This is a genomic window from Streptomyces sp. NPDC047061 (genome assembly GCF_040643955.1).
Classification (GTDB): domain Bacteria; phylum Actinomycetota; class Actinomycetes; order Streptomycetales; family Streptomycetaceae; genus Streptomyces.
Genome location: NZ_JBEYVI010000009.1, coordinates 136,221 through 161,907, shown reverse-complemented (window position 1 = coordinate 161,907; position 25,687 = coordinate 136,221). Strand labels below are relative to the sequence as shown.

Genomic DNA, 25,687 nt, shown 5'->3' with positions numbered 1-25,687 from the left:
CGCGGTGCGCGCAGGGAGGTGCATCTCATGACCGACCGACGGCTCTGGTCCTACAAGGAGATCGCGGCGCACATCCGGGTGCAGCCGGACACCGTCCGCTCCTACCGCAAGCACGGGCTGCTTCCCCCGCCGGACCATGTGGAGGGCGGCAAGCCCTACTGGTACGCCGACACGGTCCGCGCCTGGGTCGCCTCCCGGCCGGGCAACCGAGGGCGCAGAGACATCTGAGCCCTGTCGCGGAATGCCCCGCCCTTCGAGGGCGGGGCGCGCACACGTCAGGCCCAGGGTTCGATGACGGTCACCCCCGCCGCCGGTGCCCCGCCCATCGCCGCCAGGGCTGCCGGGGCCGCGTCCAGGGGAATCGTCGAGGTGACCAGGAGGTCGGGGCGGAGGGTGCCCGCGCGGACCAGTTCGAGCATGGCGGGGTAGGTGTGGGCCGCCATGCCGTGGCTGCCGAGGAGTTCCAGCTCCAGGGCGATCGCGCGGGCCAGTGGCACCGGGGTGTTGCCGTCCGGGGACGGCAGCAGGCCCACCTGGACGTGCCGGCCGCGACGGCGCAGGGAGTTGACCGAGGCGGCCGAGGTGGCGGGTGAGCCGAGGGCGTCCAGGGAGAGGTGGGCGCCGCCGGAGGTCAGGTCACGGACCGCGGCCGCCGGGTCGCCGGTGTCCGTCGCGTCCACGGCGTGGGCGGCGCCGAACTTCCGTGCCAGGTCCAGCGCTCGGGGCGACACGTCGACCGCCACCACCCGCGCCCCCGAAGCCGCCGCGATCATCACCGCCGACAGGCCGACGCCCCCGCAGCCGTACACCGCCACCCACTCCCCCGCCGCGGCCCTGCCCTGCTGGACCACCGCGCGGAACGCGGTGGCGAAGCGACAGCCCAGGGAGGCCGCCGTCGCGTACGACATGTCGTCCGGGATCGCCACCAGGTTCACGTCTGCGTGGTCCAGCGCCACGTACTGGGCGAAGGAGCCCCAGTGGGTGAAGCCGGGCTGGGTCTGGCGTTCGCAGACCTGCTGGTCGCCGGCGGCGCAGGACGGGCAGCTGCCGCAGGCGCAGACGAAGGGGACGGTGACCCGGTCGCCGGGGTGCCATGCGGTCACCCCGGCGCCGACCGACTCCACGACACCGGCCAGTTCGTGGCCGGGGACGTGCGGGAGCGTGATGTCCGGGTCGTGGCCCGCCCAGCCGTGCCAGTCGCTTCGGCAGAGGCCGGTGGCTTCCACGCGGACGACCACTGCGTGGGGGGCGGCCGGGTGGGGGTCGGGGACGTCCCGTACCTCGGCGGGGGCGGCGTAGTGGTCGAAGACGACGGCGCGCATCGCGGGGGCTCCTTTCGGGGGCTGCGCGCAGATTAAGCGCCGTGGTGGTCCGGTTGCAGCGCTGGTTCCGGCTCGTTGTGGCTGGTCGCGCAGTTCCCCGCGCCCCTTTGGGGCGCGTCCGGCTGAGGTGCGTCGGGCTGGGGTGCGTCCGGCTCGGGTGCCGGCTGTTCACCCTCGCTGAGGCCGAAGCGGGCGTGGAAGCGGCGGAGGGGGGCCGGTGCCCACCACGTGGCCTTCCCCGTCAGGCGCATGACGGCCGGGACCAGGAGGCTGCGGACGACCATCGCGTCCATCAGGACCGCCAGGGCGATGCCGAGGCCGAGCATCTTGGTGTTGGTGACCCGGGAGGTGCCGATCGCCACCATCACCACCGCCAGGATGACCGCCGCCGCGGTGATCAGGCCCCCGGTGCGCTGCAGGCCGAGGCGGACCGCCCGCTCGTGGTCGCCCGTCCTGTCGTACTCCTCCTTGATGCGCGAGAGCAGGAACACCCCGTAGTCCATGGAGAGGCCGAAGGCCACGCAGAACATCAGGACCGGGAGGGTGGTCTCGATCGAGCCGGGGCTGGTGAAGCCCAGCAGGTCGGAGAGGTGGCCGTCCTGGAAGACCCAGACCACCGCGCCGAACATCGCCGTGAGGCTGAGCGCGTTGAGCAGGACCGCCTGGACGGGGATGAGGACGCTGCCGGTGAGGAGGAAGACCAGGAGCAGGGTGACGATCGCGATGATGGCCGCCGCCCAGGGCAGGCGCTGGGCGATGGCGTGCTTGGAGTCGACCAGGACCGCCGCCGTGCCCGTCACCTTCGTGTCGAAGGGGGTGTTCAGTGCGCGCAGTTCACCCACCAGGCGCTGGGCGCCGTCGTCCACCGACTCGCCCTTCGGCTGCACCGTGAAGTACGCCGCGTCGCCCTTGACCAGGGGACCGCTCACCCCGGCCGCCTCCGGCAAAGCCGCCACCCGCTCCTTGTACGCCGCGTACTGCGCCGGGGTCGCCCGGCCCTCGGCCAGGACTTCGAGGGCGCCGCCGGGGTTGCCGGGGAAGCCGTCACGGATGTGCTGCTGGACGACGTGGGACTCGGCGCCGGCCGGAAGCTGGCGGTCGTCGGCGGTGCCGAACTTGACGCCCAGGAAGGGGAGTCCGAGGACGATGAGGAAGGCCGTGGTGAGGATGGCGAAGAGCGGGGCCCTGCGCATCACCAGGGTCGCGGCGCGGGCCCAGGCCGTGCCCTCCGGGCCGGACGGCCGGGACTGCCGGCCCCTGCGGAACAGCCTGCGCAGGTCCAGCGCGTTGACCCGGTTGCCCAGCAGGACCAGGGCGGCCGGAAGCAGGATCAGGGCGGCCGCCGCGGCCAGCAGGACCACCGCTATGCCGGCGTAGGCGAACGAGCGGAGGAAGTACTGGGGGAAGACGAGCATCGCCGCGAGGGAGACGGCAACGGTCAGGGCCGAGAACAGCACGGTGCGGCCCGCGGTGCGCAGTGTCGTGGCCACCGCGGTCAGCGGGTCGGCGCCGGTGGCCAGCTCCTCGCGGAAGCGGCGGACGATGAAGAGCGCGTAGTCGATGGCCAGGCCGAGGCCGAGGGCCGTGGTGAGGTTCATCGCGAAGACCGAGACGTCCGTGAAGGACGTGATGCCGCGCAGCACCGCGTTCGTGCCGAGGATGGCGACGATGCCGACGCCCAGCGGGAGCAGGGCCGCGATCGCGCTGCCGAACACCATCACCAGCAGGACCAGCGTGATCGGCAGGGCGATCAGCTCGGCGCGGGACAGGTCCTCCTTGATGATCGTCTGCATGTCGCTGCGGACCGCCACCATGCCGCCGACCTTGACGGTCACCGGGCCGTGCGTGCCCCGGTAGTGCGGGGCGATGCGGTCCAGGGTGTCGGCCGCCGCCTTCTCGTCACCCGTGATGCGGGCCGCTATCAGTGCCTCGTGGCCGTCCTCGGCGCGCAGGGACGGCGACTTGGTCTGCCAGTAGGAACCGACCCCTGTGACGCCCTTCTCGCCGGACAGTCTGGTGACGAGGGCCTTCGCCTCCGCCGCCACGGCCGGGGTGTCCACCGAGCCGCCCCGCGCGTGCACCAGGAGGAGCAGGTTCGGCTGGGAGTTCGGGAACTCGCGCTCCAGCGCCTTCGTCGCATAGGTCGACTCGGCTGCCGGGTCCTCCCAGCCGCCGCTGCCCAGCCGGTCGGCGACCCCGCTGCCGGCCAGCACGGCGAGCGCGGTGATCACCAGGGCGAGCAGCAGGGAGAGCCGGGGCCGGGCGGTCACGAACCGGGTCCAGCCCCCTGGGCGGGCCCCGCCTGCGGCCTGCGGTGGCTTGTTGACTTCGGTCATCCTGCGGTGTCCCCTTCAGCGTGACCACTGCCTGCCGGTGCGCATCCGCTGCGTGCGCGGGGCAGCATGGGTCGGCCATTGCCACCTAGACTGGCAAACACGAGAGATCGCTCGCGTTCCATCAGAATGCGAGCGACCGCTCGTGTTTGTCAATCGCGTTCGAAGAGCTGGGGATAACGCGTGCCCGACAAGCCCGAGACACCAGAGCAGCCCGAGGCCACGGCCGCGGGCAAGGAGCAGCCGCGCCGGCGGCAGGCTCGCGGCGAGCGGCGCATCCAGCAGCTGCTCGAAGCCGCCGCCTCGGTCTTCTGCACCACGGGCTACACGGCCGCCAGCACCAACGCGATCGCCCGCGAGGCCGGCGTCTCCCCCGGCACGCTGTACCAGTTCTTCCCGAACAAGGAGGCGATCGCGATCGAGCTGGGCGACCGGCTCGTGCACGACCTGCGGAACACCTACGGCGAGGCGCTCGCGCCGATCGACCCCGCCACCCCGCTGGCGGACGCGGTCGCCGCCGTCGTGGACCGCCTCACCGCCTTCAACACCGAGCACCCCGTGTTCTTCGCGCTGATGCACGGCCCCGACATGCCCGGCGGCATCGCCGAGGCCCACGACGCCCTGCACACCAACCTGCTCGGCCGCATCGAGGGCCTGCTCGCCCCACTCCTCCCGCCGGGCACCGACCAGGCCGACGTCACACGGACGGCACACGTCTCACTCGGCATCTACAAGGCGGGCCTGGAGCTGGTGCTCAGCCACGAGGGCGCCGAGCGTCAGGCATACGTCCAGGAGATCAAGAACGTACTCACGCGCTACCTGGAGCCCCTGGTGGGCGACCGCCTCGGCCGGCCCGCCGGCTGACCGGCCGCCACCCCGCCGCCCGTCGACCGACAGGCCGCCAGCCCGCCGCCGCCCGCCCGACCGCCACCCCATAGCCACCCACCCGCGAACCGGACAGCCACTCCCCCGAGCCACCCGGACTGCGACACGCGGAACATCTGCCTAAGGTGCGGATAAATCACCCCGATCCAGATCCCGATCCGACGAGCGCCACCCTCACCCGCAGGAGCGCAAGGGGGACCCGCCGTGACCCACTCTCCGCCGCCCGGCAGGCCGAGGGCCCGTATCCCCGGTCCGCTGCAGCCGCCACCGCCGTACCCCCGCATCCGCGCCGGCCTGTGGAAGCGCTGCCTCGGCGGCGGGCTCGCCCTGTGGGCGCTGACGGCGGCGGTCACGTACGCGACGAGGGACACCACCCTGCTGCCGACGCTGATCCTGCTCGGCAGCTTTCTCGTGCCGGTCGCCTTCGCGCTGTGGGCCTACGAGCGGCACGGCCGCGACCTCGGGGTCAGCGCGGTCCTCGGCTGTTTCCTGGCCGGCGGCACGCTCGGGGTGCTGGGCGCCTCGGTGATGGAGTCCTACCTCGTCCGCCCCTCCTGGGGGATGTTCGTCACCGTCGGCCTGATCGAGGAGACCGCGAAGCTCGGCGCGCTGGTGTTCGTACTGCGCCGGATGCCCGGGATCCGGGGCATCCGGGCCGGACTGGTGCTCGGCGGCGCGGTCGGCTTCGGCTTCGCGGCCCTGGAGAGCGCCGGATACGCGTTCGACGCGGCCGTCTCCACCGAGGGGATCGACCTGCGCGCGCTGATCGAGACGGAGATCCTGCGCGGCGTACTGGCCCCCTTCGGACACGGCCTGTGGACGGCGATCGCCGGTGGCGTCCTGCTCGCCCTGCGCCGCCCGAACGGCCGTTTCCGCCTCACCGCCCAGGTCGTCGCCGCCGGCCTCGGGGTCACCCTGCTGCACGCCCTGTGGGACTCCACGCACGGCGTCGCGATCTGGCTGGTGGCACGTCTGGCGGGAACCGGACCGGACCGGCAGCTGTTCGCCGAGGGGTACATCCCGCGCCCCGACGCGGCACAGGAGCACCTCTTCACGATGTTCTCGGTCGGCCTGCTGGTCCTGGTCGCCCTGCTCGGGGTCACCTGGGTGCACTCGCTGGCGCGCCGGGACCCTTGGAGAAATACCCCCTAGGGGTATAGTGTGACAACAGTGGGGTTCCCTCGTGGGCCCCACCGGCCCCACACGCCTCGACGAGGAGAACCACATGACCGCCCAGACCGACACCCCGGGCTCCGTGACCGCCGTCTACAAGGTGACCGGCATGAGCTGCGGACACTGTGAGGGTTCCGTCTCCGCCGAGCTCTCCGGGCTCCCCGGCGTCAGCTCGGTGCAGGCCGTCGCGGCGAGCGGCGAGGTCACGGTCGTCTCCGCGGCCCCGCTCGACGACGAGGCGGTCCGCGCCGCCGTCGACGAGGCGGGCTTCGAGCTCGCCGGCCGCGCCTGACACCCCGGAGAGCAGACACAAAAGCAAGCAGGGGCGGGCAGGAACCACCAGCGCCACGAGCCGTACGTACGACGGAAACACATCTCTCCGCCGGGCCGTGCCGACCAGCTGATACTGGCTCCGCACGGTCCGGTCCGTTGTCTGGAGTCCGGACATGACGACCAGCACCACCACCAGCACCGCACAGACACCGATAGCCCCGCCGCGACCGGCCGGCGATTCCGAGGCCGATTCCCGGGCTGGTTCCCAGGTCGAGCTGCTCATCGGCGGCATGACCTGCGCGTCCTGCGCCGCCCGGGTCGAGAAGAAGCTCAACCGGATGGACGGCGTCACCGCCACCGTGAACTACGCGACCGAGAAGGCGAAGGTCACATACCCCCAGGGGGTTCAGGTCGCCGACCTGATCGCCACGGTCGTGAAGACCGGGTACACCGCCGAGGAGCCCGCACCCCCGGCACCCGAGCCGGACGGCGACGCGCCCGGGGCCGCGCCGGATCCCGAGCTCGCCGCCCTCCGCCACCGCCTCCTGGTCTCCGCCCTGCTGGCCGTCCCGGTCGTGCTGCTCGCGATGGTCCCGGCGCTGCAGTTCGACAACTGGCAGTGGCTGTCGCTGACGCTCGCCGCACCGGTGGTCGTCTGGGGCGGCGCGCAGTTCCACCGGGCCGCCTGGACCAACGCCCGGCACGGCGCGGCCACCATGGACACCCTGGTCTCGGTCGGCACGCTGGCCGCGTTCGGCTGGTCGCTGTGGGCGCTGTTCTTCGGCGACGCCGGCATGCCCGGGATGCACGACGAGTTCCGGTTCACCGTCTCCCGCATGGACAGCGCGTCCACGATCTACCTGGAGGTCGCCTCCGGGGTCGTCGCGCTGATCCTGCTCGGCCGCTACCTGGAGGCGCGTTCCAAGCGGCGCGCGGGGGCGGCCCTGCGGGCACTGCTGGAGCTGGGCGCCCGGGACGTGGCAGTGCTGCGGGACGGGCGCGAGGTGCGGGTGCCGGTGGCGGCGCTGGCGGTCGGCGACCGGTTCGTCGTACGGCCCGGGGAGAAGGTCGCCACCGACGGGACCGTGGTCGAGGGGGCGTCCGCGGTGGACGCGTCGATGCTGACCGGCGAGTCCGTGCCGGTGGACGTGACCGTCGGCGACGCCGTCACGGGCGCGACCGTGAACGCGGGCGGGCGGCTGATCGTCGAGGCGACCCGGGTCGGCGCCGACACCCAGCTCGCGCGGATGGCGAGGCTGGTGGAGGACGCGCAGAACGGCAAGGCCGAGGTGCAGCGCCTCGCCGACCGGATCTCCGCCGTCTTCGTCCCGGCCGTCATCCTGATCGCGCTCGGCACCTTCGGGGTCTGGCTCGGCGTCACCGGGGACACGGCCGCCGCGTTCACGGCCGCCGTCGCCGTCCTGATCATCGCCTGCCCGTGCGCCCTGGGCCTGGCCACGCCGACGGCGCTGATGGTGGGCACCGGCCGGGGCGCCCAGCTGGGCATCCTCATCAAGGGTCCGGAGGTGCTGGAGTCCACGCGCCGGGTCGACACCGTCGTCCTCGACAAGACCGGGACGGTGACCACCGGCCGGATGCGCCTCCAGGAGGTGTACGTCGCCGAGGCCGCCGGCAAGGACGACTCGGCCGAGGACGTCACGGCCGAGGTGCTGCGGCTCGCGGGCGCCCTGGAACACGCCTCCGAGCATCCGGTCGCCCGGGCGATCGCCGCGGGGGCGCGGGAGCGGGTCGGGACGCTGCCCGCGGTCGAGGACTTCGAGAACGTCCCCGGGCGGGGCGTACGCGGGCGCGTGGACGGCCGCCAGGTGGCCGTGGGGCGCCTCTTCGACGTGGTGCCCGAGGAGTTGGCCCTGGCGCGCTCCCGGGCCGAGCAGGAGGGGCGTACGGCCGTCCTGGCCGGGTGGGACGGGCGGGCCCGGGCGGTCCTCGCCGTCGCCGACGCGGTCAAGGAGACCAGCGCCGAGGCGGTCCGCGAGCTGCGCGCGCTCGGGCTGACGCCGGTGCTGCTGACCGGGGACAACCGGACGGTGGCCGAATCGGTCGCCCGGGCGGTCGGCATCACCGAGGTCGTCGCCGAGGTGCTGCCCGAGGACAAGGTGGCCGTCGTACGGCGGCTGCAGGACGAGGGGCGGACGGTCGCCATGGTCGGCGACGGCGTCAACGACGCGGCCGCGCTGGCCACCGCCGATCTGGGGCTGGCGATGGGCACCGGGACGGACGCGGCGATCGAGGCCGGCGACCTGACCCTGGTGCGCGGGGACCTGCGGGTGGCGGCGGACGCGATCCGGCTGTCCCGGCGGACCCTCGCCACCATCAAGGGCAACCTCGTGTGGGCCTTCGGCTACAACGTGGCCGCGCTCCCACTGGCCGCCGCCGGACTCCTGAACCCGATGATCGCGGGCGCCGCGATGGCCTTCTCCTCGGTGTTCGTGGTGACCAACAGTCTGCGGCTGCGCACCTTCCGCTGAAAGTTACCGGCGGTTCGGCACAGTGGATGTAGGAGTCCCCCTAGAGTCCAACGCGCACCTCACATAAGCTCTTCACAAGGCTCGCGCATCATCCTTACGCTTGAGCTCCGATCACCGTATCGGGGCTCTTGCGCATCTATCGGACGGATGCAAGAGACGCAGATCACAGTGGTGTGAACGTAACCATCGAAGGGCTTCGACGGTCTAAGTTGGCGATGTCAGAGAGGCGTCTTGGGGGGCGCTGACCTGGCATCTGGGGATGTCTTGGGGGACTTCCTCAGAGATGCGTTGCCGGGGCACGTACGACGGGAAGCTTTGAGCGGCCCTCTCGTGCCGTACGGGTCCCGGCAGATCGCACCGCATCACTGGATCAAGTACGGCGAGTTCTGCTCGTTGTGCTCAACGCAGCGATTCAGGCGCTGCCGTACCGAGCGCCCGGCCGGATCCCGTGGGGGGAATCCGCACCGGGACACGGGAAGGCGCCCTGGTCGCCGGCCCGTGGGGGGACCGGCGCTCCAGGGCGCCTTCTGCTGCGTCTGCACGCCTGCTGCGTTGCACGCCTGCCGTGCCTGTGCGCCTGCGGCGGGGGCGCCGATGAAGACAGCGCCCCCTGACCCGGTGACCGGCTGGTGTCAGCGCTCCTCGACCGGCACGAAGTCGCGCTCGACGACGCCCGTGTAGATCTGGCGCGGGCGGCCGATGCGGGAACCCGGCTCCTTGATCATTTCCTGCCACTGGGCGATCCAGCCGGGCAGCCGCCCGAGGGCGAACAGGACCGTGAACATCTCGGTCGGGAAGCCCATGGCGCGGTAGATCAGGCCGGTGTAGAAGTCGACGTTCGGGTAGAGGTTGCGCGAGACGAAGTAGTCGTCGGAGAGCGCGTGCTCCTCCAGCTTCAGCGCGATGTCCAGCAGCTCGTCGGACTTGCCGAGGGCCGAGAGGACGTCGTGCGCGGCAGACTTGATGATCTTCGCGCGCGGGTCGAAGGACTTGTACACCCGGTGGCCGAAGCCCATCAGGCGGACGCCGTCCTCCTTGTTCTTCACCTTGCGGATGAACGAGTCGACGTCGCCGCCGTTGGCCTGGATGCCCTCCAGCATCTCCAGGACGGACTGGTTGGCGCCGCCGTGCAGCGGACCCCAGAGCGCGGAGATACCGGCCGAGATCGACGCGAACATGTTCGCCTGCGACGAGCCCACCAGGCGGACCGTCGAGGTCGAACAGTTCTGCTCGTGGTCCGCGTGCAGGATCAGGAGCTTGTCGAGGGCCGAGACGACGACCGGGTCGAGCTCGTAGTCCTGCGCCGGCACCGAGAACGTCATGCGCAGGAAGTTCTCCACGTAGGAGAGGTCGTTGCGCGGGTAGACGAACGGGTGGCCGACCGACTTCTTGTACGCGTACGCGGCGATCGTCGGCAGCTTGGCGAGCAGCCGGATGGTGGAGAGGTCGCGCTGCTTGGCGTCGAACGGGTTGTGGCTGTCCTGGTAGAAGGTGGACAGCGCGGAGACGACCGACGACAGCATGGCCATCGGGTGGGCGTCACGCGGGAAGCCCCGGTAGAAGTTCTTGACGTCCTCGTGCAGCAGGGTGTGCCGCGTGATCTCGTTCTTGAACGTGGTGAGCTCGTCCACCGTCGGCAGCTCACCGTTGATCAGCAGGTAGGCCACCTCCAGGAAGGTGGAGCGCTCCGCCAGCTGCTCGATCGGGTAGCCGCGGTAGCGGAGGATGCCCGCCTCGCCGTCGAGGTAGGTGACGGCGGATTTGTAGGCAGCGGTGTTGCCGTAGCCGCTGTCCAAAGTCACAAGACCGGTCTGGGTGCGGAGCTTCCCGATGTCGAAGCCCTTGTCGCCGACGGTGCTGTCGACCACCGGGTAGGTGTACTCGCCGTCGCCGTACCGCAGTACTACAGAGTTGTCGCTCACGTCTTCCCTCACCGACGTAGTGCCTCATCTTCGAGGTGCCCTGACTGTCTCTACCATCCCCCATTTGGCTCAGGAGAGTGCACTCGGGGTCGACCGTTGGGCCCATCGGCGGCACTCAGTGCCGCCAACCTGCTCATCCTGCCCCCTTGTTTCCCAATCGGAAAGGGCTCTGTGACCTTCACGACTCATTTGATCGATCATTTTTCTGGAGATCGCCCCGACCGAGCCGGAAGTCCAGTGCCGTACAGCGCCGGCCTGCCGAGACCGTGCGCACCGCCTGGCCGATCGCCTTGCGCGAACCGACGAGCACGACCAGCTTCCGGGCCCGGGTGACCGCCGTGTAGAGCAGGTTCCGCTGGAGCATCATCCACGCTCCGGTGGTGACCGGGATCACCACTGCGGGATATTCACTCCCCTGTGAACGGTGGATGGTCACCGCGTAGGCATGGGCGAGTTCGTCCAGTTCGTCGAATTCGTACGGCACCTCCTCGTCCTCGTCCGTCAGTACGGTCAGGCGCTGGTCGACCGGGTCGAGGGCGGTGACGACGCCGACGGTGCCGTTGAAGACGCCGTTCTCGCCCTTCTCGTAGTTGTTGCGGATCTGGGTGACCTTGTCGCCGACCCGGAACACCCGGCCGCCGAACCGCTTCTCGGGCAGGTCGGGGCGGGCCGGGGTGATGGCCTGCTGCAGCAGGCCGTTGAGCGCGCCGGCACCGGCCGGCCCGCGGTGCATCGGCGCCAGCACCTGTACGTCGCGCCGCGGGTCCAGCCCGAACTTGGCCGGAATACGCCGGGCGGCGACGTCCACGGTGAGTCTGCCCGCCTCCTCCGTCTCGTCCTCCACGAAGAGGAAGAAGTCCTTCATGCCGTCGGTGACGGGCTGCTGCCCCGCGTTGATCCGGTGCGCGTTGGTCACCACCCCGGACTGCTGGGCCTGCCGGAAGACCTGGGTGAGCCGGACCGCGGGGACGGGACTGCCGTCGGCGAGCAGGTCCCGGAGCACCTCCCCCGCCCCGACGCTGGGCAGTTGGTCCACGTCCCCCACGAAGAGCAGGTGCGCGCCGGGCGGCACGGCCTTCACCAGTTTGTTGGCGAGGAGCAGATCGAGCATGGACGCCTCGTCGACCACGACCAGGTCGGCGTCGAGCGGGCGGTCCCGGTCGTAGGCCGCGTCCCCGCCCGGCTTCAGCTCCAGCAGCCGGTGGACGGTCGACGCCTCCGCGCCGGTCAGCTCGGCGAGCCGCTTGGCGGCCCGGCCGGTAGGAGCGGCGAGCACCACCTTGGCCTTCTTCGCCCGCGCCAGCTCCACGATGGACCGGACGGTGAACGACTTGCCGCAGCCGGGCCCGCCGGTCAGCACGGCCACCTTCTCGGTGAGCGCCAGCCTGACGGCGGCCTCCTGCTCGGGGGCCAGGTCGACGCCGGTGCGGTCCTTCAGCCAGGCGAGCGCCTTGTCCCAGGCGACGTCCCGGAACGACGGCATCCGGTCGTCGCCGGTGCGCAGCAGCCGCAAAAGCTGGGAGGCGAGGGCGACTTCGGCCCGGTGGAAGGGGACGAGGTAGACGGCGGTGACCGGTTCGGCGTCCGGAACGGCACCGGGCAGCTTCTCCCGTACGACGCCCGGGTCCTCCCCGCCCTCGGGCGGCGCCGCCAGCTCGGCGAGGCAGTCGATGACGAGCCCGGTGTCGACCTGGAGGAGTTTCACGGCGTCCGCGATGAGCCGTTCCTCGGGGAGGTAGCAGTGCCCCTGGTCGGCGGACTGGGACAGCGCGTACTGCAACCCCGCCTTCACCCGCTCCGGACTGTCGTGCGGGATCCCGACGGACTGCGCGATCTTGTCGGCGGTCAGAAAGCCGATGCCCCACACGTCGGCGGCGAGCCGGTACGGCTGGTTCTTCACGACGGAGATCGACGCGTCGCCGTACTTCTTGTAGATCCGCACGGCGATCGACGTGGACACCTCGACGGTCTGGAGGAAGAGCATGACCTCCTTGATCGCCTTCTGCTCCTCCCAGGCGTCGGCGATCTTCTTCGTCCGCTTCGGCCCGAGCCCCGGCACCTCGACCAGCCGCTTCGGCTCCTCCTCGATGATCCGCAGGGTGTCCGTCCCGAAGTGCTGGGTGATCCGGTCGGCGAACACCGGCCCGATGCCCTTGACCAGCCCCGACCCCAGATAACGCCGCATCCCCTGCACGGTGGCCGGCAGCACGGTCGTGTAGTTCTCGACGGTGAACTGCTTGCCGTACTGGGGGTGCGAGCCCCAGCGGCCCTCCATCCGCAGCGACTCCCCCACCTGGGCACCGAGCAGCGCGCCGACGACCGTGAGCAGATCGCCGGCGCCTCTGCCGGTGTCGACCCGCGCAACCGTGTAGCCGTTCTCCTCGTTGGCATACGTGATGCGTTCGAGCACACCTTCGACGGTGGCGAAGCGCTGTTCGCCGGTGGGGGTCGTCGTCTGCTGAGCCATGATCCGACGGTACTGGTACGGACTGACAGTCGTCCCCCGTCCCAGCCGGGCGTTCCAAGGGCATGACGTTTGCGCAGGTCAGAGTGGACGCGAGCGTTCCAGCGTCCCGTAATCCCCGGAGGTGTGGCAGCTGGAACGGATCACACTGCAAGGTTGTGGTCGTCGGACAGCGTGATGCACAACGACCGGTGCCACGCGACTTTCGTATCCGCGACTTTCGTATCCGAGGGGAACCCGAAACACCATGAAGAACAAGCTGATCGCCGTGATCATCGCGACCGTCGCCGCCGCCGGTACCGCCGCCACCGTCATCCCGGCCTCGGCCGCCACGGCCCAGCCGACCCGCTGCCACACCGCCGACCTGAAGGCCGGCTTCGCCACGGGGGGCGACGCGGCGCCGGAGATGAAGCAGACCAGCCACCAGACCCAGGCGTTCGTCTGGTTCACCAACAAGAGCAACCGCACCTGCACCCTGTCCGGCTTCGCCGGTGTCGACATGGTCGGCGCCCAGTCGACCGACGGCACCTGGTCGCTGGCGCGTTCCTCCAAGACGGTCGGGAAGGTCACCCTCAAGAAGGGGGACACGGTGGACTTCAGCATCACCCTGCAGCCGGTGGCCAAGTCCACGCCGAAGAAGCAGAAGTTCGTCCCGGCGAAGTTTGTCGTCACCCCGCCGAACGAGACGAAGTCCTTCACCCTGAAGTGGCCCTTCGGCGGCCAGATCCTCAAGCAGGACGGCGCCACCCACCCCGCCACCTACCTCAACCCGATCGGGAAGTAACCGACCGCAGCAGGCGCCGGCCACGATTCGGTGGCCGGCGCCGGCCTTGTCGAGGAGGCGCCGACGGGGAGGTCCTGAGGGCTTCGAGGAAGAGGGCGAAGGTGAAGGTGAGGGTGCGGGAGATGGGGGCTTTGGAGTCGCGGACGGCTACGGAGGTGGGGGGTGGCGGTGGCGATCTCGACGCAGTTGTTGCCGTCACCTTCGCCGCCGGAAGGCGCTGGCCTACCTGGGTCCCGCGCCCCGCCGAGCATCGAGGCCGCCGGTCGTGGAAGACGAGGGGACGGTGGAAGACGGATCTCCCGTGCCATGAACCGGGGGGCCGAACGCCCCGGCCGTGAGCCCGAGGGGATACCCCGGCAGGCCGGATTGCCCGGCACCCGCGCCGACGGCGGGGACCGCCGGGGGTGGACCGAGGGACTCGAAAACGGGCCACAGCAGTACCCCGGCGCCTTCCGGGTCAATCACAGGCCGGGGCTCGACACGCCCCTCAGCGATCGAACTGGCACTCTTGGCCAGCATGAATTTCAGCTGAACTGAATTGAACTGCCCTTCATGGAGCATGACGTCCGTCCGGAGAACCTTCGCCTCGCCGCGCTGGTCGAAGCGAAACTGTGCGTCCTCCAGCGCCCGCACCTCTTCGGGCTCCGGAATCCGCTCGCCGCGGGCGATCTCGTCGATCCCGGTCCGGGTCAGCACTTCGAAGAACGACGCGTCCGGCCCGAACTCCGGGCTCGGCGCAATTCCCAGCGGCCACAGGGCCTTTCCCCCCTTCTCCAGCCCGAAAGTGGCACGGATCGCCTGGGCCCGGTACCCGGCCTCCAGTGACACGGCCTGCGCCCTGATGAGCTCGGCACTCTCCGGCCGCTGCAAGGAAGAATATTCCGCGAGCTGCCCCTTGGTGAAATCAACCTCCCGGGGCACCTTGGATGAGATCTTCAGATCCATCCCCGCGTTCCCCACACGCTCCAAAGGCATGCACCCACCAAGCAGAGCCCGCAACTCCCCCACGCCCCCCACACGCCCGTCCTCCGCGAGCTTGTTCAACCCATGCACACCGAGCAACCTGTCCAGCGAGTCAATCCCACCCCACCTCCGGTCCGGCATCACCCCCACCGGGACCAGCCCCTCACTCCCGACCCGGTCGAAGACGCTCCCGAGAAAACTCGCCTTCAGCCGATCGACCTCCCGACGCTGCCCAGCCACAGACTTCAGAAAATCCTCAGGACTGAAACTACCGAGGACCGAAAGGCTGGAATTGAGCCTATATCCGACGTCTGGCGAGCCGACCGGATCAAGCCTCAGCACCCGCAGCAGATCATACTCAAGCGGATGGAATGCCTTTTGACCTTTATCGATTCCAAGCAATCCGATTCTCTTAGTAGCACTGTCACGTTGGCCAGTGGCCGGGCGAACCGCCAACGGAATCCCGGGATTCCGAACGCCCGGATGCACGCCGTAGAGTACGGCTTCACCCAGGACGATAGGAATCTGGCGATTATTGCCGTACACAACGGATTCGAGATCGACTGTGAGCCGACGATCATCCTGCAACTGCAGACGAAATCCCGCCTGCTCGAAGTCCGACCTCAGCTCCGAGGGTACCGGTAGCTGCTCAGCCACTACTTCGTGGATCAACTTGGCAGGGCGATCTTTTACTCCCGATAGCTTGCCGCCCGGCATATTGCCCAGCGGGTAGTGGTGAGGGATCTCACGATAAAGCCTCCTCAGCGATCCAACCACTTTCCACCGCCATAGCTCATTTCCGTGCGACTCACGCGGGGAATCGATATCAAGCCGCCACTGCTGACCATGGACTCTAGTGGCAAGAGCAGGAACAGCTCGTGTCAGCTCTTGCATTTCCCGGAGCTCCACCCCCTCTCCATCAACCAGGACTTCGATCATGCGGCTCTTGAAAGCCGCCTCCTCATCAGGACTGAGAGCTGACCCAGAAGGGGTGTACCGCCGGCGAACTACGTCCGCGTATTCTTCGTCGGTAGGCACGGTCTGATCCTCCGATCGTCAGGAACTATCACCACCGCGCACAACGTGACGGGCCGTGCGCCGGTTCACCGGCCGACACCCGCTCGGTCCGCCGACCGAAAACGCCGTCGAAAGACGAACTGCCTGCCGCACCGGGGATGCGATCCCCAGCAGCACGCCCACGACCGTGAACAGGTGGTCATCGACGCGTGGGCCGGTGTCGGCAGGGGGGCGACGGCGCAGCCGTTCTCCTCATGGATGTACGTGATGTGTTCGAGCACGCCTTCGAGGGTGTGACGGACTGCCGTTCATCGTGGCGGCTGCGCATGCCGAGCCCTGAACCGACGGTACCGGCGGGGACTTGCCGACGAGATGGGGCACAGTGCGCACGGACGCCCGCGGTCTGCCCAGCCTTCCCTGCCAGCCTGCGCGGCCCCTGCTGCGGGAAGGGCTGGGGGGCTCAGAGCGGCGGCGAGGGTAGAGCATGACCTCCTTGATCGCCTTCTGCTCCTCCCAGGCGTCGGCGATCTTCTTCGTCCGCTTCGGCCCGAGCCCCGGCACCTCGACCAGCCGCTTCGGCTCCTCCTCGATGATCCGCAGGGTGTCCGTCCCGAAGTGCTGGGTGATCCGGTCGGCGAACACCGGCCCGATGCCCTTGACCAGCCCCGACCCGAGATAGCGCCGCATCCCCTGCACGGTGGCCGGCAGCACGGTCGTGTAGTTCTCGACGGTGAACTGCTTCCCGTACTGCGGATGCGACCCCCACCGCCCCTCCATCCGCAGCGACTCCCCCACCTGGGCGCCGAGCAGCGCCCCGACCACCGTGAGCAGATCACCGGCACCTCTGCCGGTGTCGACACGGGCGACCGTGTAGCCGTTCTCCTCATTGGCATACGTGATGCGTTCGAGCACACCTTCGACGGTGGCGAGTCGTCGTTCGCCTGTGGGGGTCCCCGCCTGCTGAGCCATGATCCGACGGTACCGGTGGGGACTGACAAGAGGTGAAGGACCGTGTTCTTCGGGGGCGAGGCAGGCGCGGGGAACCGCCGGAACGCGTCGATCTGCCGTCGCGGTACGCCACCCGGTTCACCTTGTACATACCGTCCCGGCGTACCGCCTCCAGCCTGTGGGTGGCCCGGCAGAGCGGCCCGCGAACGGCGCGTCCGCGCCCACGCGGGAGGCGGCATGCCCTACCGGCTCAGCCGGTTCGTCATCTTGCCGAGCTCTCCATCGACTCCCAGGTGTGGTGCGGCTACTACCGCTTCGAGGCCTGCGGTTTCGTCGGGTTCTGCCGCTCCTGCCAGGTCGGCTGGGTGGAGGATCCGGCACCGAGAGCGCCGCCACCAGCGGGGAGGAAACTCCCGGCGCTGCCGGGGATCAGGTTGCCGGACGCGGCGGCACCCGCGCCGACGGGGGCCACCTGAGGGGGAAGCAAAGACTCAAAACCGGGCCACCGCGCAACGACGGTGCCCTCCGGGAGCTCAGACACCGGCCTGGGCACGACCTTGCCGGCACCGATCCACTCGGCACTCATGACCATCATGGCTTCCCTCAGCTCGTCAGTGAGCTGCCGTTCCTGGACCACCCCCTCTGTCCGCAGAACCTTCTCCTCGCCATGCCTGTCGAAGACGAACTGCACGTCCTCCAGCGCCCGTATCTCTTCAGGCTCAGCTCTCCGCACACCGCGGAAGAGCTCATCGATCCCGGTCCGCGTCAGCACCTCGAAGAACGACGCGTCCGCCCCGGACTGCGGATCCGGCCGCACTCCCAGCGGCCACAGCGCCTCTCCCCCCTCAAGCCCGAAAGTGACACGGATCGCCAGCGCCCGGTACCGGGCCTCCAGCGCCACGGCCTGTGCCGCCATGCCCTTGCCGACCACCGGATTCCGCTGCCAGGTAGCAAGCTCCGCGAGCTGCGGCTTGGTGAAATCACCCTCCCGGTACACCCTGGAAGAAATCTTCAGGTCGTTTCCCACACGCTCCAGTGGCATGCCCCCACGAAGCAGCACCCGCAACTCCCCCGGACCCCCCACACGTCCGTCCTCCGCGAGCTTGTTCACCCCATGCACACCAAGCACCCTGTCCAGCGAATCAATCCCACCCCACCGCCGATCCGGCATCACCCCCCACGGGACCAACCCCTCACGCCCGTCCAAAGAGAGAACATCACTGAGAAACCTCGTCTTCAGCGCATCAGTCTCCGGACGCTGCCCAGCCATGAGCCGGCCGAAATTCTCAGTGGAGGAATAGCCCTTCTGCAAGCCGGGACCGGACGTATATCTACCCTCCGAATCGACAAGGTCAAGTCCCACCACCTCCAGCAGATCACGTTCAAGCGAAGAAATTTGAGATTTTGTACCTTTTACGCCAATATCATAGATTCGCCTACCTGAAGTAGTGTTGTAACCGATCTGACTGGTCGGACAAAACGCCAATGGAAGCACGGGATGCCGAACACCGGGAGACACACCATAGAGTTCGGCTTCACCCAGAACATGAGGTATACCCGCATTGTTGCCATACGTAACGGATTCGGGATCCACTTTCAACTGCATATCATCCTGCAGCTGCAGACGAAATCCTGACCGCTCGAAATCGGGTCTCAGCTCGAAGGGCACCGGAAGCTGATTTTCCACTATCTCGCGAATCAGGCGAGCAGGCCGATTTGTAATACGACGTTTAGCACTAGGGGACGACACATTCCCCAGCGGGTATCGGGAGGGTGATCCACCATACAGCCATTCCAGCGATCCGGCGACTTTCCACTTCCAGAGCTCATACCCGCGCGGCTCCTTCGTGAAATTGATGTCAAGCCGATACCACCCCTCAGCATTACCTCTCGCGCGAATATCGTCAACGGCAGTAATCAGCGCTGCCCACTCCTGATGCTGCACCTGAACTCCATCAACCAGGATTTCGATCATGCGCTTTTTAAAATTTTCATCCAGAGCTGCCCCAGAACCGGCATACCGCTCGCGAACTAGAGACGCATATTCAGCGTCAGTAGGCATATTCTCATCCTCCGATCGTCAGGAACTGTCACCAACGACCACAACGTGACAGGCCGACCGCCGGTTCATCGGCCGGCACCCGTCGACCGGTCCCCATTCCTCGGTGGTCTGCTGCTTGCCCTACCGGGGATGCGAGGCCCAGCAGCGCGCCGACGACCATGAGCAGGTCATCGGCGCGCCTGCCGAGCCTTGAACCGACGGTACCGGTGGGACGGGCAGGGAGGCGGGGCACGGTGCCACGCATGCATCCGTGGCCAGCTGAACAGCCGCCCCCGCTACTTGGCGCGCCCTCCAGGGCTGGGGGACCGCTGCCCGCCGGTGGCGCGGCGCAAGCCGATCAGTTCCCAGGCGCTCGGCGCCTTCGGCTCCTCGGCCTTGCCAGCCCTGGGCTGGGGCCCGGAGGAAGGGGGCCCGTATCGGCCGGCACCACCAGAGACGGGGTTCCCGCTTGACGACGTTGAGGCCGAGTCCGAGGTTCCCGACGGCGCAGGCACCGGTTTCCTGCGAATTGCTTTGCTCCTCGCCAGGGGTCCGGATGAAATCCTCCGCGAACTCGCCTCGGCCGCCGCCGTGAAATCCGCCGCGGACGGCTCGCTCGGCTTCGGGTTCTGGCGCTGGGCCTCTCGGATGCTGCTTATAATCGCCCGTTCAATTGCCTGCTCCTCCGTCAGCCCTTTCGGCTGGTACACGGTAGTGTCCACAGGGGGCGCCGACGGCACGCTCGGCCTCGCGTTATCCGCAGAGGTTCCCGCCTCGGTGAATACGGGGTACCGCTCTGGGGTTGCCCTATCAAAATAGCCTGGGTAGTTTTCCTCCGAATCGGACCGGCCAGTGGGCGGAGGGCTCTCTGGTGGCACTGTGTGGCTCCCATCGCGTCGGCTTCGAATGGTCTTCGTCCGGCCTGGCCGAGAGGCGGGGCTCTCCGACTGGCCTGCGAGGCCACTACGGGACGACGGACTCAACGGTTCATTCCGGGCGGGGCCTGCTTCAGGGCTTCGAGGAAGGGGGTGAAGGTGGTCGTGGGGAAGGTGAGGGTGGCTCTGGCCGGGGCCTTGGAGTCGCGGACGGCTGTGCGGGTGGGGGTGGTGGATATCTCCACGCAGTTGTTGCCGTCGCCCTCGCCGGAGTAGGACGACTTCCGCCAGTTGTCCATGGGGCCCTCACAGCTCTTTCAGCAGCCGGTTGATGAAGTCACGCGAGCGATCCGGTTCGAGCGATACATCTTCCACCTTGTGGAAGCGTGTTCGATAGGTGCTGAGCTGAGCTTCAGAATCAAGGAAGATCGAGCCATGGGGAGCGTCGCGCGAGACTGTGTCGAGCTTGGGCACAGGCCCGCCCACGTACGTCATCGTGCTCGACGCCACAGCGAAGCCATCCAGGTCGAAGGGGATGACCCGCAAGGTGATGCGATCCGTGTCGGACAGCTGCAGGAGCGCGGAGAGTTGAGCCCGTGCGGCGGCACGGTCACTGACTCGCATGCGCAGCGCGGCCTCGTGGATCACGATCTCATGCGGGAAGTTGACCTTGGCCTGGCGTGCCATTCGGTGCCTGACACGCAGCTCAAGCTCGTCATCGGTCAGTTGCGGCAGTCGGGAGGAGAAGACCGCGCGCGCGTACTCCGCTGTCTGAAGCAGGCCCGGCACGTACACGATGGCCACATCCTTCTGGAACGCGGCATGGTGGTCGAGTTCCGACAGGTCCAGGAACGAGGTAGGCAGCAAACCCCGGTACTCCTCCCACCAGCCACGCGTCCGGTCGGTGGCGATGGCGACCAGGGCATCGATGAACGACTCGTCCGTGCAGGCGTAGTGGGATGCGAGGCGCCGTAGCCGCTCCTCGCTCACGCCCGCGAGTCCGGATTCGAGGTGGCTCATCTGGGCGCGGTTTGCCCCAAGCAGAGCTGCCGCCTCGATGGCCGTGAGCCCCGCCGCCTCACGGAGTCGGCGCAGTTCGACGCCCAAGCGCATCTGACGTGCGGTTGCTTCGCGCCTCAGGGGCATCGATTGCTCCTCGTTCGGGGGCGGATCACGCGATCGGCTTGCTCAGGTACACATGTTACCCCTACCGTCGGTGACGCACCGCTCACGCAGCGGAAGTGCACCGACCCGCCCTGCCACGGCGGCCGCGGTAACGCCACCCTGCGTGAAACTCCCCCACATCCACCGGAGTTGATGACGCATGCCCGAAGCCTGGGAGTACACGCTCACCATCCCCAACGACCTCCGTGCCGTCACCGTCAGCCGGCACACGCTCCGGCTGGTGCTCACCGCGCACGGACTCGCCCGCTTCCTCGACGTCGCCGAGCTGCTCGCGACCGAGTTGGTCTCCAATGCCGTACGGCATACGAAAGGCCCCGCCGCCCTGCGCGTGCGCTGGGCGCCGCCCGGGACGCTGCGGATCGGGGCGTGGGACGCGGATCCCGAACCGCCCGAGCCGCCCGTGCCGTTGGAGCGGCTCGGGGAGGTGGAGGACGGGCGGGGGCTGGCGCTGGTGCGGGCCTGTTCGGATCTGTGGGGCTGGCAGCCGCTGTCGAGGTTCGGCAACCGGGGGAAGTACGTGTGGTGCGAGCTGGCCGCGGCCTAGGCGAACCTGGCGGCCAGGCGGCGGAAGAGCGCGGGGGCGGCGCCGTGCAGGCGGGCCGGGAAGCGCATCCAGGCAACACGGCTTCGCCAGACAACACCGATCACCCCTGTTCGCTTCGGAACGGCCGCGATCAAGCTGACTGCGGGAACAGGACGGGGAAGATCGATCAGTACGAAGAGACACCCACGCCTTCCCGTCCGTACCGGGCGGGCCACGGCGCGAGGCAGTCCACTTTGTTGCGACTGGCCATGTCCCCACCGCCCGGGCGCCCGTTGTGATGGGGCTGATTCCCTCACCGAGAGGCCGTGATGACCATGCCGCCGCTCACCCGTCCCTTCGTCCAGGTCGACGTGTTCTCCACGAGTCCCTACCGGGGCAACCCGGTCGCGGTCGTCCTCGACGGGACCGGCCTGACGGACGAGGAGATGCAGCGCGTGGCGACCTGGACCAACCTGTCCGAGACCACGTTCGTGGTGGCTCCCACCGTCGCGGAGGCGGACTACCGGCTGCGGATCTTCACGCCCGACGGCGAGCTGCCGTTCGCCGGGCACCCCACCCTCGGCTCCGCGTGCGCCTGGCTGGACGGCGGCGGGGTGCCGCGGCAGGCCGACCGGATCGTGCAGGAGTGCGGCGCCGGCCTGGTCACCGTGCGCCGCGCCCCCGATGGCGTGCTGCTGTCCTTCGCCGCCCCGCCCCTCGTGCGCGACGGCGCGCTCGACGACGCGTACCTGGAGCGGATCGTGGCCGCGTTCGGCATCGGACGCGACCGGGTCCTCGCCCACCAGTGGGTCGACAACGGGCCGGGCTGGGCCGTGCTCCGGCTGGCCACGACCGAGGAGGTGCTCGCCCTCGAACCCGACCTCGCCCTCATCCCGGACGCGATGGTCGACGCGATCGGCGCCTACCCCGACGGTTCCCCGTACGACTTCGAGATGCGGACCTTCGCTCCTCGCTGCGGAGTGCCCGAGGACCCCGCCTGCGGCAGCATGAACGCCGCCGTCGGGCAGTGGCTCACCGGCACCGGCGCGGCCCCCGCCGCCTACCGGGTCTCCCAGGGCGCGCGGGTGGGACGGGCCGCGGCCATCGAGTCGCACCGCCCATCTACCAGACGGCCGCGTTCTCGGCCCCCGACGGCGAGACGTTCGCGCGGGGTGCCGTCGAACCGCGGGGCAAGGACTTCTACACCCGCTTCGGCAACCCGAACCACGCCCAGGTCGCCGCCGTCGTCGCGGAGCTGGAGGGCACCGAGGCGGCCATGGTCACCGCGTCGGGGATGGCCGCGCTCACCACCGCCGTACTGGCCCTGGTGTCCGCCGGTGACCACGTCATCGGACAGCGGTCCACCTACGGCGGTACGGCGTCGGTCCTGCTGAACCTGCTGCCCCGGTTCGGCGTGGCGACCACCCTGGTCGACCAGACCGACCCCGAGGCGTTCGCGCGGGCGCTCACCCCGCAGACCCGCCTGATCCTGGTGGAGACCCCGAGCAACCCGCTGCTCCAGATCACCGACCTGCGCGCGGTCTCCGACCTGGCCCGCGCGCACGACATCCTGACCATGGCCGACAACACCTTCGCCACCCCGCTGAACCAGCGCCCGGCGGACTTCGGCATCGACCTGGTCTGGCACAGCGCGACCAAGTACCTCAACGGACACACCGACGTCTCCGCCAGGGTGCTGGCCGGTCCGGCCGAACTCCTGGACAAGGTCTGGGACACAGGACTCCTCACCGGTGCCGTGCTCGGCCCGTTCGACGCGTGGCTGCTGCTGCGCGGTATGCGCACCCTGCCGCTGCGCATACCCCGGCACAACGCCAACGGCCAGGCACTCGCCGAGGCACTGGCCGCCCACCCCGCGGTGAGCCGGGTGCACTATCCCGGCCTCGCCTCCCACCCCCAGCACAAGCTGGCCACCGAGCAGATGAGCGGGTTCGGCGGAGTGCTGAGCGTCGAGTTCACCGACGGCTACGAGGCGGCCGACGCGTTCCTCGGCCGGCTGCGCTACGCCCGCCGGTCGGCCAGCCTCGGCGGCGTGGAGTCGCTGGCCGTGCACCCGGCGTCCATGTGGCGGGGCATGCTCGACGACGAGCAGATCGCCGCGTCGGTGCCGCCGGGCCTGGTCCGGCTGGCGGCGGGCACGGAGGACACGGAGGACCTGGTCGCCGACGTGGTCGCGGCGGCCGACGCGAGCGACGCGGGCGACGCGGGCTTGGGTGGCTGAACTGCCCGTGCCTCAGGGGGCGGAGAGCGTCTTCATCGTGACGTAGCTGCTGACGGTGGCGACGCCGGGCAGGTCGGCCAGCCGGTTGGCGTGGAAGTCCTCGTAGGCCGGCAGGTCGGCGACCTCGACCTGGAGCAGGTAGTCGTAGTTGCCGGTGACGTGGTGGACGTGGACCACCTCGGACAGCCGGACCACCGCGCGTTCGAACGCGGCCACGTCACCGCGGTTGTGCCGCATCAGCCGGACACCCGCGAACACGCGCAGGCTGCGGCCGACGGCCGCGGGGTCGATCTCCGCCCGGTAGCCGCGGATCACCCCGGTCTCCTCAAGGCGGTGCACGCGCCGCAGGCACGGTGACGGCGACAGGCCGACCCGCGCGGCGAGCTCGGCGTTGCTGATCCGCCCGTGCTTCTCGAGCACGGCGAGGATCGATCGATCCACATCATCCATGGGGCAGATTATTGCCCGCCTGCCTCCCCTACCACCATCCGATGCCCCGCTGCGGCGCAACTTCCTGCCAACGTTGCCAGGATCGGCTTACATCCGCGCGCCGCCCGGGAAGACTTGTCCGCATCGCGAATGCGGACAAACAACCACTTTTCACAGAGTCTCGTAGAGGAGTTTTCTGATGAGGATCCTGCTTACCGGCGGCACCGTGGTCAGCATGGACCCGGCCGTCGGCGATCTCGAACGCGGTGACGTGCTGATCGAGGACGGTGTGATCGTCGAGGTCGCCTAGGCGGTCGACGCCCCGGACGCCGAGGTGATCGACGCGAGGGACCGGATCGTCATGCCCGGCTTCGTCGACACCCACCGGCACACCTGGCAGACCGCGTTCCGCGGCATCGGCGCGGACTGGACGTTCCCCGAGTGGGCGCAGGCGATGCACCGCACACTGAAGCCCGAGTACCGGCCCGAGGACGTCTACGCGGGCACCCTGCTCGGCCGCCTGGAGGCCCTGCACTCCGGGGTGACCACGATGCTGGACTGGTTCCACTGCGCGCAGAGCCCGGAGCACGCGGACGCCGCCGTCGCGGCGCTGCGGGACGCGCCGGGACGGTCCGTCTTCTGCCACGGCGCGGGCTGGGGCACCGCCGACCCGGTCGAGGCCGAGATCCGCCGCGTACGGTCCGCACTCTCCTCGGACGACGGCCTGCTCACCATGTCGTTCGGGCTGCGCGGCGCGGAGGACACCTCCTTCGGGACCGTCGCCGCCGAGCTGAAGCTGGCGGCCGAGCTGGGCCTGCGGAGCAGCCTGCACGTCGAGTCCGAAGGGATCCGGCGCCCGGTCGCCGACCTGCACGAGCACGGCCTGCTGCGGGACACCACGACCTTCGTGCACGCCAACGGCCTCGGCGACGACGAGCTGCGGATGCTCGCCGACGCCGGCGCCTCGGTGTCCATCAGCCCGGACGTCGAGCTGAAGATGGGGTTCGGCTGGCCCCTCCGCACACCTCGACTGGACCCCACACCGTGTCCGCGGCAAGGACCGGGCTGCCGGAGTCGCCCGTGCAGGTGGTGCGGGCGGCGTCGGCGGTCGGCACGGCGGTTCAGCATTTCTTCTTCTTCGTCTCCACGGTCAGGCCCATCACGTTGTGCCATACGTAGGTGGAGTCGCCTACGTGATAGTGGACCAGGACTCCTGACGCGTGCGCCTTGGCGGCGGTGACCTGGATGTGCAGGACCAGGTTGTTCGCGACCTTCGCGTTGTCCGGCTGGGGAGAGACGGTCGCTCCCACGGCCCTGCGGCGGTGGGCCCAGTCGATGCCGGGCTGGTTGCGGGCCTCCGGGACGGGAGGGTACCCCCTGCTGACACCGATGAAAGCGGTCGAAGTGGACACGATGACCGCCTCGACCAGTCGCAGACCGCCGGCCTTGCGCAGCGTGACCTCGTCGATGACGACAGCCTTGCTGCCGTAGTTGTGCAACTCGTCCATACCGAACGTGACGCTGCCGCCCTCCTTTTCCGGGATGCAGTCCTCGCCCGATCCGGCATCGGCATAGTCGGGCCCGTTCAATGGCCCGTCGGCGGAATCCTGGTGATGGACCACGGAGCAGCCCGTCACCAGGGCCGCTAGCAATGCCAGGGCTGGCAGCGACCGCCTTACGTTCATCGGGTGTGTCCGCTCTTCGTGGTGGTGGCGACGAAGTTGTACGGACGGCTGCCGCCCGGCGGTCCGTGCGGCCGTCCGCATGGTTCTGGAGCATGACGAATAACGCGTGGTACGCATCGAATCCCCCGCTGCCGCAT

Annotated in this window: 20 protein-coding genes and 2 pseudogenes; 11 read left to right on the top strand and 11 right to left on the bottom strand. The window is 69.3% G+C overall.

Annotated features, from left to right (window positions below; all coding sequences use genetic code 11):
• Window positions 1-27: 27 nt before the first annotated feature.
• Window positions 28-228: a MerR family transcriptional regulator gene (locus ABZ887_RS16440; RefSeq protein ID WP_189261342.1), complete on the top strand. Its 201-nt coding sequence runs from the start codon at window positions 28-30 to the stop codon at window positions 226-228.
• A 47-nt stretch (window positions 229-275) separates the two neighbouring features.
• On the opposite strand, the gene ABZ887_RS16435 is transcribed toward ABZ887_RS16440, so the two are convergent.
• Complete coding sequence (locus ABZ887_RS16435) at window positions 276-1,322, bottom strand: zinc-dependent alcohol dehydrogenase family protein (RefSeq protein ID WP_361289070.1); 1,047 nt, start codon at window positions 1,320-1,322, stop codon at window positions 276-278.
• Between the two features lie 32 nt (window positions 1,323-1,354).
• The gene (locus ABZ887_RS16430; RefSeq protein WP_361289067.1) at window positions 1,355-3,658 is read right to left on the bottom strand and encodes an MMPL family transporter; all 2,304 of its coding nucleotides are present in this window, start codon (window positions 3,656-3,658) and stop codon (window positions 1,355-1,357) included.
• Between the two features lie 180 nt (window positions 3,659-3,838).
• On the opposite strand from ABZ887_RS16430, the gene ABZ887_RS16425 reads away from it, so the two are divergent.
• The 4 genes from ABZ887_RS16425 (at window position 3,839) to ABZ887_RS16410 (ending at window position 8,475) form a co-directional block, all read left to right on the top strand.
• A complete protein-coding gene (locus ABZ887_RS16425) occupies window positions 3,839-4,519 on the top strand; it encodes a TetR/AcrR family transcriptional regulator (RefSeq protein WP_361289064.1) in 681 nt (226 codons plus the stop codon).
• A gap of 225 nt (window positions 4,520-4,744) precedes the next feature.
• Window positions 4,745-5,692, top strand: coding sequence for a PrsW family intramembrane metalloprotease (locus tag ABZ887_RS16420; RefSeq protein ID WP_361289061.1), 948 nt, complete (start codon window positions 4,745-4,747; stop codon window positions 5,690-5,692).
• 73 nt (window positions 5,693-5,765) lie between these two features.
• A complete protein-coding gene (locus tag ABZ887_RS16415) occupies window positions 5,766-6,005 on the top strand; it encodes a heavy-metal-associated domain-containing protein (RefSeq protein ID WP_089105366.1) in 240 nt (79 codons plus the stop codon).
• Between the two features lie 154 nt (window positions 6,006-6,159).
• Window positions 6,160-8,475, top strand: coding sequence for a heavy metal translocating P-type ATPase (locus tag ABZ887_RS16410; protein ID WP_361289056.1), 2,316 nt, complete (start codon window positions 6,160-6,162; stop codon window positions 8,473-8,475).
• Between the two features lie 632 nt (window positions 8,476-9,107).
• On the opposite strand, the gene ABZ887_RS16405 is transcribed toward ABZ887_RS16410, so the two are convergent.
• Both ABZ887_RS16405 and ABZ887_RS16400 read right to left on the bottom strand, forming a co-directional pair.
• Window positions 9,108-10,397 (bottom strand): citrate synthase, encoded by a 1,290-nt coding sequence (locus ABZ887_RS16405; protein WP_361289053.1) that lies wholly within the window; start codon window positions 10,395-10,397, stop codon window positions 9,108-9,110.
• 178 nt (window positions 10,398-10,575) lie between these two features.
• Window positions 10,576-12,864: an ATP-dependent RecD-like DNA helicase gene (locus ABZ887_RS16400; protein WP_361289050.1), complete on the bottom strand. Its 2,289-nt coding sequence runs from the start codon at window positions 12,862-12,864 to the stop codon at window positions 10,576-10,578.
• A 244-nt stretch (window positions 12,865-13,108) separates the two neighbouring features.
• Between ABZ887_RS16400 and ABZ887_RS16395 the strand changes: the two genes are divergently transcribed.
• Window positions 13,109-13,645 carry a DUF4232 domain-containing protein gene (locus ABZ887_RS16395; RefSeq protein ID WP_361289047.1) on the top strand — a complete coding sequence of 179 codons (537 nt, stop codon included), beginning with the start codon at window positions 13,109-13,111 and terminating at the stop codon, window positions 13,643-13,645.
• Window positions 13,646-13,867: 222 nt separating this feature from the next.
• Here the strand turns inward: ABZ887_RS16395 and ABZ887_RS16390 are convergent, their stop codons facing one another.
• The 3 genes and pseudogenes from ABZ887_RS16390 to ABZ887_RS16380 form a co-directional block, all read right to left on the bottom strand.
• Entirely contained in the window at window positions 13,868-15,646 is a 1,779-nt protein-coding gene (locus ABZ887_RS16390; protein ID WP_361289044.1) for a hypothetical protein, read from the bottom strand.
• 456 nt (window positions 15,647-16,102) lie between these two features.
• A pseudogene (locus ABZ887_RS16385) lies at window positions 16,103-16,594 on the bottom strand (ATP-dependent RecD-like DNA helicase); the annotation flags it as partial.
• Between the two features lie 286 nt (window positions 16,595-16,880).
• A complete protein-coding gene (locus ABZ887_RS16380; protein ID WP_361289041.1) occupies window positions 16,881-18,635 on the bottom strand; it encodes a hypothetical protein in 1,755 nt (584 codons plus the stop codon).
• Between the two features lie 318 nt (window positions 18,636-18,953).
• Here ABZ887_RS16380 and ABZ887_RS16375 point away from each other — a divergent pair, with 318 nt between their 5' ends.
• Window positions 18,954-19,433 carry a hypothetical protein gene (locus tag ABZ887_RS16375; protein ID WP_361289038.1) on the top strand — a complete coding sequence of 160 codons (480 nt, stop codon included), beginning with the start codon at window positions 18,954-18,956 and terminating at the stop codon, window positions 19,431-19,433.
• Between the two features lie 160 nt (window positions 19,434-19,593).
• On the opposite strand, the gene ABZ887_RS16370 is transcribed toward ABZ887_RS16375, so the two are convergent.
• The gene (locus ABZ887_RS16370) at window positions 19,594-19,788 is read right to left on the bottom strand and encodes a DUF397 domain-containing protein (protein WP_361289035.1); all 195 of its coding nucleotides are present in this window, start codon (window positions 19,786-19,788) and stop codon (window positions 19,594-19,596) included.
• A 7-nt stretch (window positions 19,789-19,795) separates the two neighbouring features.
• Complete coding sequence (locus ABZ887_RS16365; RefSeq protein WP_361289032.1) at window positions 19,796-20,635, bottom strand: helix-turn-helix transcriptional regulator; 840 nt, start codon at window positions 20,633-20,635, stop codon at window positions 19,796-19,798.
• Window positions 20,636-20,813: 178 nt separating this feature from the next.
• Here ABZ887_RS16365 and ABZ887_RS16360 point away from each other — a divergent pair, with 178 nt between their 5' ends.
• The 3 genes and pseudogenes from ABZ887_RS16360 to ABZ887_RS16350 all read left to right on the top strand — a co-directional run bounded on the left by ABZ887_RS16360 (window position 20,814) and on the right by ABZ887_RS16350 (window position 23,436).
• On the top strand, window positions 20,814-21,218 hold the full coding sequence (locus ABZ887_RS16360) for an ATP-binding protein (protein ID WP_361289029.1): 405 nt from the start codon (window positions 20,814-20,816) through the stop codon (window positions 21,216-21,218).
• A 308-nt stretch (window positions 21,219-21,526) separates the two neighbouring features.
• Window positions 21,527-22,246 (top strand): annotated as a pseudogene (locus tag ABZ887_RS16355) (PhzF family phenazine biosynthesis protein); the annotation flags it as partial.
• Entirely contained in the window at window positions 22,225-23,436 is a 1,212-nt protein-coding gene (locus tag ABZ887_RS16350; protein WP_361289026.1) for an aminotransferase class I/II-fold pyridoxal phosphate-dependent enzyme, read from the top strand. The pseudogene ABZ887_RS16355 and the gene ABZ887_RS16350, both read left to right, overlap by 22 nt.
• Before the next feature lie 12 nt (window positions 23,437-23,448).
• Here ABZ887_RS16350 and ABZ887_RS16345 read toward each other — a convergent pair whose 3' ends face one another.
• Window positions 23,449-23,886 (bottom strand): Lrp/AsnC family transcriptional regulator, encoded by a 438-nt coding sequence (locus ABZ887_RS16345; RefSeq protein ID WP_361289023.1) that lies wholly within the window; start codon window positions 23,884-23,886, stop codon window positions 23,449-23,451.
• 313 nt (window positions 23,887-24,199) lie between these two features.
• Here ABZ887_RS16345 and ABZ887_RS16340 point away from each other — a divergent pair, with 313 nt between their 5' ends.
• Complete coding sequence (locus ABZ887_RS16340) at window positions 24,200-25,105, top strand: amidohydrolase family protein (RefSeq protein WP_361289020.1); 906 nt, start codon at window positions 24,200-24,202, stop codon at window positions 25,103-25,105.
• On the opposite strand, the gene ABZ887_RS16335 is transcribed toward ABZ887_RS16340, so the two are convergent.
• Window positions 24,987-25,373 carry a hypothetical protein gene (locus ABZ887_RS16335; RefSeq protein ID WP_361289017.1) on the bottom strand — a complete coding sequence of 129 codons (387 nt, stop codon included), beginning with the start codon at window positions 25,371-25,373 and terminating at the stop codon, window positions 24,987-24,989. The two genes, ABZ887_RS16340 and ABZ887_RS16335, sit on opposite strands and share 119 nt — an antisense overlap.
• Window positions 25,374-25,687: the final 314 nt, after the last annotated feature.

What these genes read in the sequence shown, in the direction of transcription:
- ABZ887_RS16415 (WP_089105366.1), top strand. Translation starts at nt 5,766, where the DNA reads ATGACCGCCCAGACCGACACCCCGGGCTCCGTGACCGCCGTCTACAAG.
- ABZ887_RS16370 (WP_361289035.1), bottom strand. Translation starts at nt 19,788, where the DNA reads ATGGACAACTGGCGGAAGTCGTCCTACTCCGGCGAGGGCGACGGCAAC.
- ABZ887_RS16400 (WP_361289050.1), bottom strand. Translation starts at nt 12,864, where the DNA reads ATGGCTCAGCAGACGACGACCCCCACCGGCGAACAGCGCTTCGCCACC.
- ABZ887_RS16410 (WP_361289056.1), top strand. Translation starts at nt 6,160, where the DNA reads ATGACGACCAGCACCACCACCAGCACCGCACAGACACCGATAGCCCCG.
- ABZ887_RS16440 (WP_189261342.1), top strand. Translation starts at nt 28, where the DNA reads ATGACCGACCGACGGCTCTGGTCCTACAAGGAGATCGCGGCGCACATC.
- ABZ887_RS16435 (WP_361289070.1), bottom strand. Translation starts at nt 1,322, where the DNA reads ATGCGCGCCGTCGTCTTCGACCACTACGCCGCCCCCGCCGAGGTACGG.
- ABZ887_RS16345 (WP_361289023.1), bottom strand. Translation starts at nt 23,886, where the DNA reads ATGGATGATGTGGATCGATCGATCCTCGCCGTGCTCGAGAAGCACGGG.
- ABZ887_RS16335 (WP_361289017.1), bottom strand. Translation starts at nt 25,373, where the DNA reads ATGGACGAGTTGCACAACTACGGCAGCAAGGCTGTCGTCATCGACGAG.
- ABZ887_RS16380 (WP_361289041.1), bottom strand. Translation starts at nt 18,635, where the DNA reads ATGCCTACTGACGCTGAATATGCGTCTCTAGTTCGCGAGCGGTATGCC.
- ABZ887_RS16365 (WP_361289032.1), bottom strand. Translation starts at nt 20,635, where the DNA reads ATGCCCCTGAGGCGCGAAGCAACCGCACGTCAGATGCGCTTGGGCGTC.
- ABZ887_RS16430 (WP_361289067.1), bottom strand. Translation starts at nt 3,658, where the DNA reads ATGACCGAAGTCAACAAGCCACCGCAGGCCGCAGGCGGGGCCCGCCCA.
- ABZ887_RS16360 (WP_361289029.1), top strand. Translation starts at nt 20,814, where the DNA reads ATGCCCGAAGCCTGGGAGTACACGCTCACCATCCCCAACGACCTCCGT.
- ABZ887_RS16395 (WP_361289047.1), top strand. Translation starts at nt 13,109, where the DNA reads ATGAAGAACAAGCTGATCGCCGTGATCATCGCGACCGTCGCCGCCGCC.